The sequence below is a fragment of the Pedobacter chitinilyticus genome (assembly GCF_003313385.1).
GTDB lineage: Bacteria > Bacteroidota > Bacteroidia > Sphingobacteriales > Sphingobacteriaceae > Pedobacter > Pedobacter chitinilyticus.
Genome location: NZ_QMHN01000001.1, coordinates 564,654 through 579,272, shown reverse-complemented (window position 1 = coordinate 579,272; position 14,619 = coordinate 564,654). Strand labels below are relative to the sequence as shown.

Below are 14,619 nucleotides of genomic sequence, written 5' to 3'. Positions count from 1 at the left end.
TAAAAGATAGGCAGAATGGAAAATCAAATCATTCCATCTCTACTGTAACCACAGCAAAGACGGAATGAATTTGATGAAAACTAGTTAGGATAACCTGTATTTTGTTTAATTAATGCTGGGTTAATATCTATTTGACTTTGCGGAATTGGAAACAAAACATGGTGCGATTGCATACCTTTTGAGGCCATTACAGTTACCGCTCTACCTGTGCGTACCAAGTCGAACCAACGATGACCTTCAAAGGCAAGTTCTACCCTACGCTCTTGCTCTATGGCCAAACGGAAAGCTGCCTGATCGGCAACCCTTAAGCTTAAATCCGCATTATTGCTAGTTTTAGGCAGTAAGCCAGCTCTATTTCTGATTTGGTTTAAGTAGGTAAATGCAGGTCCATCTGCCACATAACTTTGCTCATTCAAAGCTTCGGCATACATTAATAGTACATCGGCATATCTTAACACAATCCAATTATTATCGCTATCTAAATTAGCTGCAGGTGTGCCTAAATATTTAACTATATAATTGTGTTGTACTGTATTTGCGCCTAAAACATAACTATTTCTCATAGATGAGGCTTTTCTTAGATCGTTTGCTTCGTAAGCGTTGTTCATATCAGCTGTTGGAATATTTTGTCCCAATGGATTACCTACAGCAACTACAGCGGTACCCGAGCCTATTGGTGCAAATTGGTTGGTAAATGGGCTACCTTCACCTGTTGAGCCTTTTTTGAATTGGACTTCGAAAATTGATTCTCTGTTATTCTCATTAGCAATACCGAAAACGCCAGCATAGGTTGGCATGATTTGATATTTGTTTAAAGCCACGTTATCTATTACCTTTTTTAATTGAGGTACAGCCAAATCCCATCTTTTTTGGGTAAGATAAACCTTACCGAGTAATGCCGCAGCAGCTCCTTTAGTTGCCCTACCAATATCGGCACCAGTAAACTCTTGGGGTAAAATTGCCTCAGCTTCCTTTAAATCGGTAATAATTTGTGCGTAAACCTCGTCGCTGGGATTTCTGCCATAGCTATATCCCTCTTGTGGATTATTGATCATTTTTACCACCAAAGGAACGTCACCAAAAATACGTACCAAGTTAAAGTACATTAGTGCTCTTAAAAACTTAGCTTCTGCAGTGTACCTGGCTTTTAGCCCCGCATCCATATTTACGGCCTCTATTTTTTCTAATACGATGTTAGCCGACTGTATAGCCTGATAATGACCAGCCCAAGTAGTGCTACTAATGGAAGTTGTAGGCAAGTTTTCAAAATTGTCTATCGCTACCAAATCAGAGCCCGCATTGGGATTTGTTATCTCTGTGTTATCCGCTCTCATATCGCCAATAACGTGCATTGAAGAGTAATACAATCCAGCAGTCTGTAAACCACTGTAAACCGACGAAAGCGCATTCTTCATATCGTCGGCAGTTTTATAAAAATTGTTCCCATTCATTTGAGAAATAGGAGCACGATCTAAAAAGTCTTTTTTACAACTACTGGCCGAAAGTAAAACTATTACACCTGCGGCAAAAATTGCTTTTATATTTTTCATTTCTAATACTCGTTAAAATCCAAAATTTAAACCAAACATAAATGTGCGGGCTAAAGGATAGCCTCCAGAATCTACTCCTGGCATCAAAGGATTTGCCCCCTCTATACTTACCTCGGGATTATAGCCTTCGTATTTGGTAAATGTATGCAGGTTTTGCACTGTAAAGCTTAGTCTGGCATTAGCTACTTTTAAACTTTTAGCTACAGAAGCTGGTAAATTATAACCTAAAGTCACATTTCTAATTCTTAAAAAAGAACCATTTTCTACAAATGCTGAAGTAGCATTATTAATTACTGAAGCATTACCTAGCGCATTAAAATTACGATCTATTTGTGGGCTTACACCATCTCCACGGTCACTTTCAGATTTCCAACCGTTAGCTGTGCTTTTTAACACGTTGTAAGAGCCAGCATAGTTTCCATAAAATCTACGAGCTGCATTTAACACTTCAAAACCTTGTACACCTTGCAGCGTGAATGAAAAATCAAAACCTTTATAAGAGAAACTATTGGTCATGCCATAAGTAAAGTCTGGAAAAGGACTGCCAATATTTGTTCTATCATCTGCGGTAATTACACCGTCTCCATTTACATCCGCAAATTTTAACTGGCCTGGCTTACCTGTAGGTAAACCGCTGGCATTCTCAAATCCAGGTTGTGTATCCACTTCATTTTGGTTTTGAAAAACACCAATAACTTTGTAACCAAAGAATGCCCCTGGGGTAGCTCCAATTTCCGTAATGTGGGTATTCCCCGCGGCAAAAGTGATTTGTCTTGATAAAATACGCGAACCATCGGGTCCTAAGGCTAAAACTTTAATGTTATTGGTTGAAAAATTCAAATCAGTAGTCCACTTGAATTTATTAACCAAATTTCTGCTGGTTAGCGTAAACTCTAGGCCTTTGTTTTGGATTTCTCCAATGTTTTGTAGAGCAGTAGTGTATCCCGTTAAAGTTGGCACAGGCACACTCAATAATAAATCTGAGGTTCTTTTGTTGTAATAATCAACAGACATAAACATTCTGTTTTTTAAAACACCAAACTCTAAACCAACATCTAGCTGTTTGTTTTTTTCCCAACTCAGCAAACTATTACCAATATTGGCCAACCTAATACCATTATTAACGGTACCACCACTTCCACCAAAGATGTAATTATCCGCTGTGGTAAGTGCGATTGCACCGTAGTTGCTGATGAAGTTATTTCCTGTAATACCGTAACTAGCTCTAATCTTTAAATCGGACAGCCAATTTACATTCTTCATGAAGCCTTCTTCAGAAACCCTCCATCCCAAAGAAACAGAAGGAAAAGCTCCCCAACGATTGTCGAACCCAAAACGAGATGAACCATCAGTTCTAAAAGTGGCGGTTAACAAATATTTGTTATCGAAACTATAGTTGATACGTGCTAGGTAAGATAATAATGCCCAGTCCTCTACAGGTGCTGGAGCACTAGTAATTGTACCAGCTGCATTGGTGGTTTTTACAATATCGTTTGGAAAGTTAGTAGCGCTAATAGATGCTGTCTCTATATTTTCTTGTTGTATCGTATAACCCAATAAAGCATCAAAAGCGTGTTTTTTGATTTTCTTATTGTAGCTTAAAGTAAATTCAGACAACCAGTTTCTGGCTTGGGAAGTATTATTATTAGCCGTAGCTAGTTTGGTATCGTTTACACTGTTAGGATTAATAATAGACGGATTGAAGATTTGCTCTCTAAAATTTCTAATATCGGCGCCTACCAAAGCTTTAAAATTTAAGCCACTAATGATACTCACTTCAGCAAAAGCAGTTCCCAACAGCCTCATGTTACCTTGCTGATGGAAATATTCTCTCGCAATTTTAACTGGGTTATCAACTTCACTGGTTCCTATTCCTTGCCCCGTAATTTTGGTATAGCTACCATCTGCATTATAAGGCGTTAAAAGAGGGCTTGCAGTTAAAGCAGATTGGATGATACCGCCACCTTGCCAATTACCTTCGGCTAAACTTTGGTTAGAGAAATTATAGGTTGGGGTTAGATTTGCGCCAACTTTAACTATTTTATTTACTTGAGATTCTACATTTACGCGGAACGAATAGCGTTTTAAATCAGATCCTAAAACGATACCTTGCTGTGTTAAATATCCACCAGAAACAAAGTATTTGGTTTTCTCATTGCCACCAGAAAAATTGATTTGGTAGTTGCTCATTGGCGCAGTTCTGAAAATTTCGTCCTGCCAATTTGTCCCTTCACCCAAAGCCTCTGGATTACTTAATGAAGCTGGTAATAAATACATTACATTATTTAATCTTACCGAGTTTGGATCTGAAGCGGAACGCCCAACACCTGAATTTACCCAAGCATTATTTCTGGCTTCGTTCATAAAAACAGCATATTCTCTAGCATTTAGAACATCTAAAGTTCTTTCTACCTGCTGTACCCCTGTATTTAAACTAAAATCTATTTTAGAAGCACCACTTTTTCCCGATTTTGTGGTAATGATTACCACCCCATTTGATCCTCTTGAACCGTAAATAGCCGTTGCAGAAGCATCTTTTAGTACTTGTATATTGTCAATATCTGAAGGGTTTATGGTTGCCAAAGGATTATTTCTTTGGTTGTAATCATTGGTAACAGGAAAGCCATCTACAACGTAAAGAGGCTCATTACCAGCGCTTAGCGAACCCGCCCCTCTAATTCTAACAGTAGATCCACCACCTGGTGCACCTGTAGCTTGGCTCACCTGTACACCTGCCATAAGCCCAGCCATGGCATTATCTAAACTAACTACTGGTTGGTCTTGTATTTTCTTAGAATCGATAGAAGCAATTGAGCCAGTAATATCTTTACGTTCTTGCTTCCCATAACCTACCACCACTAATGTATTTAAGTTAGCTGCTTCTTCTACCAAGTTAACGATAATTGAAGTCCTGTTGCCGATCGCTACTTCTTGGGTTACATAACCAACATAGCTAACTATCAATACAGCATTTTCAGATAAATTAGCTAAACTGAAATTACCATTGACATCTGTAGTTGCGGTTTGGTTGCTATTTTTTACACGTATGCCAGCACCAGGCAAAGGAGTAGATTTTTCTCCCAATACCTTCCCCTTGATATCTATAGGCACAACAGTCTTTGAATTCGCTTTAATCTTAGTGACTACGATCGTTTTATCTTCAATAGAAAATGTATAAGGCTGATTTTTTAAAATTTCCTGTAGGGCTTTTGATAGCGATACATTTTTCAAGTTTAAGGTAACTGGCGAAGCCTCTTTAATCTCATTGTATTTATAGAAAAGATAGTGGCCACTTTGTTCGCTAATTTGCGTTAAAGCTTTTTCAAGCGATAAATTCGTACCTGATAAATTAATGCTTTGCGAATAGCTCTTTGCGCTAATGTGAAAGCAACTGATGAAGATTAAAACAACCGTAAGTTTCATAATTAGAAACATTTTGGATGAGTAAAACCCAGATTTCCACCGGATTTTACCATAAAATTTAAATTGCATACTTTTGTTAAGTTTGGTTTTTGAATAAAGGTTCTTTATACGACATTTAGGTTAAGCCAAACAAGCTCCTTATACAGAGTTAGGCCGGTTGTGTTCCCGCACATCCGGTTTTTTGTTGGTTAACCATCCAGTGAGTAGGATTGTTATGTTTTCATGCAGGTTTGGTTTAGGTTTGGTTAGTAGTTAGTTGGTTATGATGATTGTTCTTCCTTTAACAGAAGTATTTATTTTACTTCGTTCCAAAATTCTAAGTATCCCCTGAATTTCTTCGGTGCGTTTAATTTTCCCCACAAAAAGATCGCTGCTCTTATTTCCGACATATTTCACATCTACATCGTACCATCTGGAGATTTGTCGCATGACCGTTTGTATATCTGCTTTGTCGAATTTGAAATAACCATTTTTCCAAGATATAGCGGCCTCTGTATCGGCAGTTCCAACTTTTATTAAACTACTTTCACTAGTTAATAAAGCTTCTTGCCCAGGGCGCAACAGCTTAGCAGATTTCATTTCTGCAAAACCATCTCTTACTTTCGCAACTTTTACACTCCCTTCTATTAAGGTAGTTTTCTCTGCTGCTTCATCTATATAGGTATTTACGTTAAAATGGGTACCTAATACTTCAATTTTCTGGTTATGCGTATGCACTAGAAAGGGCATTTTTTTATTTTTGGCCACCTCAAAATATACTTCACCAGTAATATGCACTACTCTGGTATCTCCTGCAAAACGTGTAGGAAACTTAATTGACGACTGTGCATTTAACCAAACCTTAGTACCATCTGTCAACACAAGTTGATACTGCCCTCCTCGGGGTGTGGTAATGGTATTTGTAGTTGGTATAAGTTCTTCGTTGGTTTCGTACTTCAGCTCTCCATCACCACTTTTTGTAACGAGCAAACCATTCTTCGATAAAACAATACCTTTTTCTTCTTCGTTCAATCCTATGGTAGAGCCATCTGACAACGTAAGAATAGCTTGGTTTTTACCGGGTTTAATAACTGCTGTTGGTGTTTCCGATTTTTTAACTACTGCAATTTCATTTCGGTCCTTTTTAAATAACAAAAGTCCAACAGAACACAATATCAATAAAACAGCTGCTGCTGACAACCAACTACGATCATACCAAGTTTTTGTTTTTGTCGTAACTATTTCTATATTCTTCTCTAGGACTCTGGCTAGCATTTGCTGCTTCAACAGTTGCTTCTCACTCAAATCCATTTGATCCAAGATATTCTCCTCGACTTCGAATAACTCATAGTAGGCCTCCAACAAGTCTACTTCCTGCTTACTAGCTTTACCTTTGTTGTATTTACTAAGAATATCAAGGAATGTTTTTTTATCCATTTTTAATTTTGCACCACAAGCTTAGCGTAGCCCTATATGAACAAGACCTACAAAAACAGAATAATCCCACAAGAAAAAAAAATTAATTTGCAAGGTGTAGCATTGCTACCAAGTATAATATGTCGAGAGCATCTCGTAACTGCCCAACGCTTTTGCCAAGCTGGTTCTGAACCGTCTTTCTGCTAATATTAAGTTTTTCGGCTATTTCTTTGGTAGATAATTCCTCGTGAAAACGAAGCTTAAAAATAACTTGCTGTGCAGGCGGAAGCGTATTCACTAAGTTTTCGTACTTCTGCATAAACTCTTTCCTCAACAACTCTACATCGGCGTGATCACTTACCCGCTCAAGACAAAGCAGCAAGTCAGGAATGGTGGTAAAGCGCTGTTCCTTTTCCATCCATTTAAAAACATTGTTTCTTACCGCCGTATAGAGATAGCCAGGCACAAAAGTAATGTGTATTTCTTTCCTTCTAGACCAAAGCTGTAAGAAGATATCCTGTGTAATATCCTTTGCATATTCAGCATCCTTCAAGCGCTTATAAGCCGCATTGTAAACCTGTTCCCAATACCGTTCGTAAAGCAAATGAAAGGCAGACTCATCATCGCCCTTCATTTGAGCTAACAAATATTGGTCATCTACTTTATTGTCTATTGATCTGATCATGCCTAGTACAGTACGCAATCAAATCTATCCAATATTTTCGATTTAACAAAAACGATAGATTGCAAGCAACGCGCTAAAAGGCGATAGTTTAGCTATTCCATCCCTGCAGAGCGCTATTTTATAATTTTCTGATAACGCAAAAGTGCCTCTAAAAAATAATAGTCTGCATAGATCAAAGGGACGTCTATTTCCCTCCCAGAAGGTAAATTTCCAGTACTATGCTTCAACAAAAAATATGGATTTTGTTGGTCTACATTTAGATATTTGTCGCTACCAAGTGACCTAAGCATAGCAACAGCGGCATTAAAATATTTTTTTTTCTCTTTGCCTTTTAGAAATGTACTCAGCTCTAATAAACCCGAGCTAGCAATAGCTGCTGCAGAAGCATCTCTAGGCGTCTCTTTAAATTTTACAGCTTCATAATTCCAATCTGGCTTGAAACCAGCTTGCCCAACATTAAAGTCCCAAAAAGGAATTTTATCTATTGGCAAATTTGGATTATCAATGAAATAGTCTGCCATTTTCATTGCCGTTTTTAAGAAACGTTTGTCTTTCGTTTCTCGATAAACAGTTGTAAAGCCATAAATTCCCCAAGCCTGTCCCCTAGCCCAGGTAGAACCGTCAGAAAAGCCCTGTAACGTTTGCTTATGTAAAACCTTACCTGTTTTTGGGTCGTAGTTTACTACATGATAGGAACTGTAATCAGCACGCAAATGATTTTTCATGGTCTGCTCGGCATGTTTAATAGCTACATGGCGAAAACTGGTATCGCCGCTAGTTTTACTAGCATAAAACAATAGTTCCAAGTTCATCATGTTATCCATAATAACTGGATATTCCCAAGTATTGATATCGCCTTTTGATTTTCTTTTGTTCCAAGATTGAATGCTGCCCACCACTGGGGAATATCGCTGGCATAAAGACTTTGCCGATTGAATTAGAATTTTGGGATAGCTTTCATCTTTTACAAAGCGAAGGGCATTGCCGTAACTACAATACATCATAAAGCCAATATCGTGATGCGCTGTATTATACTGATTACTTTCAAGAGAATTTGTCCAAGCTAAAGCAGCAGTTTTCCACTTTTCATCTTTAGTAAATTCATACATGTACCATAAAGCACCAGGCCAAAAGCCACCAGTCCATTCGTCAATTTGCAAATATTTAATTTCACCGTTTTCGTAGAGGGAATGTGGATAGTCTTTAAAATTACCTGCAGTTTTAGCAAGCAAATTATCATAAAGCGGAGATGCTTTTTGAAAGCTTCTGGTCACAAAATCAGACTCTTGGGCAAAAGATAAATTATTGCATAAAATACCTAAGCAAAAGGTATAAAGAAAAATAGTGATTCTCGATCTATTCATAGCTTCTTATATTAGTTTATATAACTAAGAGCTTTTTTAAACGATTAGTCCCACAACTAACTGATAAATTATTTCCCAAGAAATGGCTGTTTTACGGCAAAAAAATCGAACCGGTAGAATGAGTGAGAGAACGGAGTTTATCTACATGACAAACAAAGAGTTACAAAATAAAAAAACCGGAAACAAAGTTTTAAAAACTCTATTTCCGGTATGGTACCCAGGGCCGGGATCGAACCGGCACGGTTTCCCACTGGTGTTTGAGACCAGCGCGTCTACCAATTCCGCCACCTGGGCATTTCCTCGTAAGCGGGAGTGCAAATGTATGTATTAAGATTTAATTCACAAATTTTATTTCTTCTTTTTTGAGGTTTTTTAAGCATTCAAAAACCTTGAGGATTTGGCAAAAACGCTAACAATAATTGGTTCAATTGTTTAGCTTTATTTTTACCCATAGTAATATCCATAGGCAAATAAATTAAATTTTCGAGCGCCAACTCATTTTGTATCCCCAGACTTGGGTTTTCGCTCTTAAACCTTACCAAACTAGATGCTTTTGAAGTTGCGTCAAACCCCGCTCCTCTTAATTTTTCGACCAATGAAACTGGTTCAGATACGTTAATGGGCAATACCCAATGGGTATGTTGTGCATTAGCAGTCCCAACTAAGTAATGTTCATTCAGTCCTTGCAACAATTGAGCAGCCAGCGCTTTTCTCTGCTGAATTTGACTACTAATATCTTGGGAATACTTATAATGCAACATCGACAAATTAGCATTGCAAGGCTGATGTCTGATTTTTCTCATCAATGCTGCACCTGGAAAGCCACGAGTAAAGCCTGAGAGCCATGCATCAAAATCTTTATTTAAGTACTTACAAAGTGTATAAGCCCATTGAAAAGGCAATCTTTGCGTAAACGACTTAATCAAAGTGGCATTTAAGATTTTTTTAAAGTAGATTTTAGTAGGCTGTACAGGTAGTTGACGGTTTAAAGCCGATACCTCTGTAAAGAGCGTTTGGTTGTTAAAATGCAAAAGCGCACCCGTGAGGGCGGTATTGGTTTTAATTAACCCAAAGCTAAACATGGCCACATCCGATTGCAGATTACCCTGATAAACGCCATCGTAAGCTTGTGCGCAATCTTCAATAACAATAAGTCTATTAGCTTTTGCCACCTGCAATAAAGGTTCGGTTGACATTACCGCTCCAAACAAATGGGTGATGAGCAATAACTTTGTTTTAGGTGTGATGGCATCCTTCAGTTGGTCAACAGATATCCCCAAGGTATGTTTATCTACCGCTAAGGGAATTACTTTTAACCCATGTTCAGCCATGATGGCAAACATGTCGGGAATATTGATGTTGGTCACCAAAATTTCGGTGCCTCGTTCTAATTTCAAGGCGCTCAAAAGCAAATCAAAACCAGTGCGTACAGACAAACAGGGCAAAGACTGTTCAGGAAAACAGGGTGATGCCTTGCTTAAACCAGCAGCAGTCCTCGCTACAGTCCCAACAGCCTTAAAGAGTTTTGAAAAACGGATATCTAATCTGCCTCTGGCAATCATGGTAACGCTTGAGAATAAACGCTAAGATAATCATTTAGGCCAAGGAGCATTAAGCGGCAGTGTCTTCTGCTTTTAGTTTATGTTCTACCCAAAATGGTACAAAAGGCAATAAAGAAGCGATGAATAACAACAGTACTTTTCCAAAGCTCCATTTTTTTTCCTGCCAAGCCATTACCAAACAAGCAATATAAGCCACGAACAATAAGCCATGAGCCCAACCCACATATTTTACAGCCAATGGCATGTTGGCCCAGTATTTAAGCGGCATGGCGATAAACAACAATACTATGTAGGAAATTCCTTCTGCTAAAGCTACTTTTCTAAAAAGGTGTAATGAAGACATCTGATTTTTAGGTTTTCCCCAAAAGTAACCCGATAATTTTAGTCGCCATACCTAATTTATCTTTTTGACATTATATCTACTTAAGCCTAAAAGCTAAAGTTATCCAAATACTTATAAGCAGAACCAGTGTTAAGCAATAGTACTTTGTGGTGTTTTTCTATCTTATTTAATTTGATCAAGCGTTTTAACCCTGCGAGCAGTGCGGCGCCTTCTGGAGCAACGAGCAAGCCTTCTACCCTAGCCATTTCTTTAAGGTTTTCGGTAATTTCAGACTCGCTAATCCCTAGAACTTCACCATCTGATTGTACTAATACGTCTAACATCATGCGCTCTGCAAAAGGCCTTGGTACGGCTAAACCGTTGGCTACCGTAGCAGTTCCCTCATAATTAGCGGCGTTTTCTTGCCAACCATTCAAGGTGGCCACCAAAGGCTGACAGTTTTCGGCTTGTATGGCAATCATTTTAGTAGGAATATGTTTAACCCAGCCCATTTGTTTCATTTCCTGAAAGGCTTTCCAAATGCCTATCAAGCCTGTTCCACCCCCTGCTGGATATAAAACTACATCTGGAAGCTCCCAATTGAGCTGTTCGGCAATTTCATAACCTAAGGTTTTCTTCCCTTCTAAACGATAAGGCTCTTTCATGGTAGAAATATCGAAGCAATTGATCTCTTGCTTAATGGCAGCTACTTTCTTAGCGCAGTCGTGAATTAAACCATCTACCAAAATCAGCGCTGCTCCAAAGGCCAAGCACTCTTTCTGAAAAGCCAGCGGCGTGTGGCTAGGCATGACCACAATAGCGTGCATTTGCGCCTTTGCACAGTATGCGCTTAAAGCACCACCCGCATTTCCAGCCGTGGGCACAATACAGGTTTCCGCGCCTAATTCCTTCGCTTTGGAAACAGCCATGCTCAAACCTCTCGCCTTAAACGAACCCGTGGGATTAAAGGATTCATCTTTCAGCATTAGATTTTCTAAGGATAATTGTTTGCCTAAATTAGATAAGGGTAAGATTGGCGTCCACCCTTCCCCCAAACTGATCCTATTCTCTTGATGGGTTAATGGCAGTACTTTCGAGTAACGCCACATCGACCTTTCCGTTTGGTCAATCACTTGTTCAGATGAGGTTTCTTGCAAGGCATATTTAAGGACAATAGGTGCTGATCCGCATTCCGTACAAAAAGTTTGCACCTGGTTTTTGTGATATAATTGTTGGCAGTTACTGCAAACTAATTCATAATTACTTGTTATAGAAGATTTGGTTTCGGCAAAGGTCGTTTTTTCCATTGCACTAAATTAGTGCAATGAATAACCTAGTGTATATCACAAATAGCCATAAGATATAACTAAATGTTATAGTGATTCTTCGCGAATTTGATAAAGGCTTTATTAATACCCAAATTCTCATCGCCCAGTCTTTGGATAAAATAGAAATGTCGTTGGATGTTTAATTGATCGATGTTCAATTTGACGAGATCTCCTCGTTCTAAAGCTTTTTGCACTGCGGTAAAGGGGAGAAAAGCCATGCAATCATCGGCCATTACAAAATTTTTGAGCACTTCCGTGCCTCCCAAGCGGATACAGATATTAAGATCGCTGATTTTTAAATGATGCTGTTGCAGCGACTGCGCTACCGCTGCCAAGGTACCTGATCCTCTTTCGCGGATGGCCAGAGGCAAGGTTTTAAGTTCTTGAATGCTGTAATTCGATTGCTTAGACAAATAGCTATCTGGCGCACAAACGGCGATTACTTCTTCGGTCAGGAAAAACTGACTATTAATGCCATCCATTTTATTTTTTCCCTCTACAATGGCTAGGTCAATTTCGTGGTTTAGCAGAGCTTTAGTGACGTTTTCAGAGTTTCGGTTTACCATACTGATGTGGATTTCCGAATGAAGTTTTCTAAAGGCCGACAGTACGGATGGAATGATATACAATGCCACGGTGGTACTTGCCCCCAGCTTGAGATCACCCCGCAAACTATCCAATTGACGAAAGCTGCTCACATCGAACACAATTTGACTTGCTAGCGTGCTTGCCATTTGTAAGTGCTTTTGTAAAATTAAACCTGCGGGTGTGAGTTTCACCAAGCCTTTGTTCCTATCGAAAAGCGAAACACCATATTCTTGCTCCAGTTTTTGGATATGCTTGCTAATAGCAGGTTGGCTAATAAACAGCACTTCACTGGCTTTGGTAAAGCTCAAGTGTCTAGCAACTTCGATAAAAACCAAATGGTTAAAGGAAATCATACCTATTCATTGCTTAGCAATAACAGCACAATATAACTAATTATTTATCTTAGTTAGGCTCTGTTGTAGGCGATGAAGGTATTTACTTCTGTAATGGATGTCTTTGATTTTGGCTAATTGCGAGGTTTGCTGCTCGTCATCCAGCGCTTCGAAGCCTTGGGTATATTGGGCCAACTCCTGATCTAAGTTTTGTGCAAAATCACTAATCTGCTGCTTAATTTCTTCCGCCTTTTTTGGATCAGGATCAAATTGCAAATCCATAATGGCTTCATTAACGTCCATCATCTCCATTAAAAAAGACTGTGGCAGGATATAGTTTTCACCCTCGGCAATTACCTCTTTAAGTGTAAGCACATATTGCAATACCTTTTGAGGATCTTTTAGTACCTGAAAAGCTTTGTTATTCAGGGTAGAAAGTTCCAAAACCTCTTCCTGCTTCTCCGCACTTTCGTTGATGTAGAAATCTGGATGGTACTTTTTGCTCAGCGCATAAAACTGTTGTTTCACCACATTTTGATCTGGATGAAAACTTACTGGCAAATCGTAAAGTTCGAAATAGTTCATTTTACAGGTATTAGGGACTAGGAATTAGGGGCTAGTTTAAAATAATTCAAATACTACCCCCCTAACATCATAAATTTATATCCCAAATTTCTTTAATATATCATTACCAAACGCGTAAACCATTAAACATAATAAAATAACAAAACCTACCACTTGAGCCCTTTCCATAAATTTATCACTTAATGGCTTTCCTTTGATCATTTCGACAATTAAGAAAACAACATGTCCACCATCTAAAGCTGGAATTGGTAGTAGGTTCATAAAAGCCAATGCCATAGATATCAATCCTGTTAAACTCCAAAACCTTTCCCATTCAAATGTACTTCCATATGCACTTGCAATGCCTATCGGACTACTGATATTACGTGTACTCAATTTACCCGTAATCATTTTCCAAATACCTTTTGCATTATCTTTAAAAGATGACCATCCCTTATTAATCCCTATAGAAAAAGACTCTACAAATCCATATTGAAGATTGATAGACGCTGGAGGTACTGAAGGAATGATCAGACCAATAGTACCATCTTTTGATACTTTAGGATGAAGGTTTAACACTTCTCCATTTCGAAGTAAACTTACACTAATAGTTTTTCCTGCTTTAGCGCCTACCTCAGTAGTAAAATCGTCAAAAAAACGGATGTTTTTTCCATTAACAGCTAAGATACTGTCTCCCTTTTTAAATCCTGCCTCATAAGCTGGAGCTTCAATTTTTACAGGTTCTGGCTTAACAAATATTGCCTTTATCTTAGCAAAGATACCTAACGAAGGCTGTAAATCTTTTGGACTAGCTACAGAATCTATCTTTTTAGCAACCATTCTAGGCATTACAAAAGACTTAATGGTGTATTTGCTAACGCTATCTAAAACAGTTTCAGGAACCCTTAAATCCATTGCTTTACCTTCTCTAGAAATAGTCAGTTTAGAGCCTCCAAAAAGCACTTTTGAGCTTAATAATTCATCAAAATACACTAGCTTCTGACCATTTACTGCCAATATTCTATCTCCTGTCTGCAAGCCAATCTGTTTTCCTATGATTCCAGGATTCACTCCATTGGTCAGTTTATCATTAACGATAAATGTATCTCCATATTTAAAAGCTACCATCCAGAAGATAACAATACCAACAATTACGTTCACAATAATACCGCCAAGCATTACGATTAAACGTTGCCAAGCTGGTTTTGAACGAAATTCCCAAGGTTGTGCTGGTGCTGCCAATTGTTCGGTATCCATAGACTCGTCTATCATTCCCGAAATTTTCACGTAGCCACCTAATGGTAACCAACCTACACCATATTCTGTATCGCCTACTTTGAAGCTGAATAGTTTAAATCCCCAAGCGTCAAAAAAGAGGTAAAATTTTTCTACTTTAATTCCAAAAGCTCTTGCTGCTAAAAAATGTCCTAACTCGTGTAAGATTACTAGTATCGATAGTCCCAGCAAAAGCTGGCCCGCCATAATCAATCCGTCCATATTGTATTG

At 38.5% G+C, this 14,619-nt stretch carries 11 protein-coding genes and 1 tRNA gene; all 12 read right to left on the bottom strand.

Going from position 1 to position 14,619, the window contains the following annotated elements:
* Nucleotides 1-80: 80 nt before the first annotated feature.
* A complete protein-coding gene (locus tag DUT70_RS02435) occupies nt 81-1,550 on the bottom strand; it encodes a RagB/SusD family nutrient uptake outer membrane protein (RefSeq protein WP_113645707.1) in 1,470 nt (489 codons plus the stop codon).
* A gap of 12 nt (nt 1,551-1,562) precedes the next feature.
* On the bottom strand, nt 1,563-4,973 hold the full coding sequence (locus DUT70_RS02430; RefSeq protein WP_113645706.1) for a TonB-dependent receptor: 3,411 nt from the start codon (nt 4,971-4,973) through the stop codon (nt 1,563-1,565).
* Nucleotides 4,974-5,225: 252 nt separating this feature from the next.
* Complete coding sequence (locus DUT70_RS02425) at nt 5,226-6,389, bottom strand: FecR family protein (RefSeq protein WP_113645705.1); 1,164 nt, start codon at nt 6,387-6,389, stop codon at nt 5,226-5,228.
* Nucleotides 6,390-6,471: 82 nt separating this feature from the next.
* A complete protein-coding gene (locus DUT70_RS02420; protein WP_113645704.1) occupies nt 6,472-7,053 on the bottom strand; it encodes an RNA polymerase sigma factor in 582 nt (193 codons plus the stop codon).
* A 113-nt stretch (nt 7,054-7,166) separates the two neighbouring features.
* Entirely contained in the window at nt 7,167-8,417 is a 1,251-nt protein-coding gene (locus tag DUT70_RS02415; protein ID WP_113645703.1) for a glycoside hydrolase family 88 protein, read from the bottom strand.
* A gap of 211 nt (nt 8,418-8,628) precedes the next feature.
* Nucleotides 8,629-8,711 (bottom strand) — tRNA-Leu (locus DUT70_RS02410).
* Nucleotides 8,712-8,797: 86 nt separating this feature from the next.
* Nucleotides 8,798-9,979, bottom strand: a complete 1,182-nt coding sequence (locus DUT70_RS02405) for an aminotransferase class V-fold PLP-dependent enzyme (protein ID WP_113645702.1) — start codon at nt 9,977-9,979, stop codon at nt 8,798-8,800.
* A gap of 49 nt (nt 9,980-10,028) precedes the next feature.
* Nucleotides 10,029-10,322, bottom strand: a complete 294-nt coding sequence (locus DUT70_RS02400) for a DUF3817 domain-containing protein (protein WP_113645701.1) — start codon at nt 10,320-10,322, stop codon at nt 10,029-10,031.
* An 86-nt stretch (nt 10,323-10,408) separates the two neighbouring features.
* Nucleotides 10,409-11,608 carry a threonine synthase gene (locus tag DUT70_RS02395; protein WP_113645700.1) on the bottom strand — a complete coding sequence of 400 codons (1,200 nt, stop codon included), beginning with the start codon at nt 11,606-11,608 and terminating at the stop codon, nt 10,409-10,411.
* Nucleotides 11,609-11,667: 59 nt separating this feature from the next.
* Nucleotides 11,668-12,570 (bottom strand): LysR family transcriptional regulator, encoded by a 903-nt coding sequence (locus tag DUT70_RS02390; protein WP_113645699.1) that lies wholly within the window; start codon nt 12,568-12,570, stop codon nt 11,668-11,670.
* A gap of 36 nt (nt 12,571-12,606) precedes the next feature.
* On the bottom strand, nt 12,607-13,134 hold the full coding sequence (hscB, locus tag DUT70_RS02385; protein WP_113645698.1) for a Fe-S protein assembly co-chaperone HscB: 528 nt from the start codon (nt 13,132-13,134) through the stop codon (nt 12,607-12,609).
* Nucleotides 13,135-13,209: 75 nt separating this feature from the next.
* Nucleotides 13,210-14,610 (bottom strand): RIP metalloprotease RseP, encoded by a 1,401-nt coding sequence (rseP, locus tag DUT70_RS02380; RefSeq protein ID WP_113645697.1) that lies wholly within the window; start codon nt 14,608-14,610, stop codon nt 13,210-13,212.
* Nucleotides 14,611-14,619: the final 9 nt, after the last annotated feature.

Excerpts from the sequence above, each read along its gene's own strand:
- DUT70_RS02400 (WP_113645701.1), bottom strand. The coding sequence starts at position 10,322 with ATGTCTTCATTACACCTTTTTAGAAAAGTAGCTTTAGCAGAAGGAATT.
- DUT70_RS02435 (WP_113645707.1), bottom strand. The coding sequence starts at position 1,550 with ATGAAAAATATAAAAGCAATTTTTGCCGCAGGTGTAATAGTTTTACTT.
- DUT70_RS02415 (WP_113645703.1), bottom strand. The coding sequence starts at position 8,417 with ATGAATAGATCGAGAATCACTATTTTTCTTTATACCTTTTGCTTAGGT.
- hscB (WP_113645698.1), bottom strand. The coding sequence starts at position 13,134 with ATGAACTATTTCGAACTTTACGATTTGCCAGTAAGTTTTCATCCAGAT.
- DUT70_RS02390 (WP_113645699.1), bottom strand. The coding sequence starts at position 12,570 with ATGATTTCCTTTAACCATTTGGTTTTTATCGAAGTTGCTAGACACTTG.
- rseP (WP_113645697.1), bottom strand. The coding sequence starts at position 14,610 with ATGGACGGATTGATTATGGCGGGCCAGCTTTTGCTGGGACTATCGATA.
- DUT70_RS02395 (WP_113645700.1), bottom strand. The coding sequence starts at position 11,608 with ATGGAAAAAACGACCTTTGCCGAAACCAAATCTTCTATAACAAGTAAT.
- DUT70_RS02420 (WP_113645704.1), bottom strand. The coding sequence starts at position 7,053 with ATGATCAGATCAATAGACAATAAAGTAGATGACCAATATTTGTTAGCT.
- DUT70_RS02425 (WP_113645705.1), bottom strand. The coding sequence starts at position 6,389 with ATGGATAAAAAAACATTCCTTGATATTCTTAGTAAATACAACAAAGGT.
- DUT70_RS02405 (WP_113645702.1), bottom strand. The coding sequence starts at position 9,979 with ATGATTGCCAGAGGCAGATTAGATATCCGTTTTTCAAAACTCTTTAAG.
- DUT70_RS02430 (WP_113645706.1), bottom strand. The coding sequence starts at position 4,973 with ATGAAACTTACGGTTGTTTTAATCTTCATCAGTTGCTTTCACATTAGC.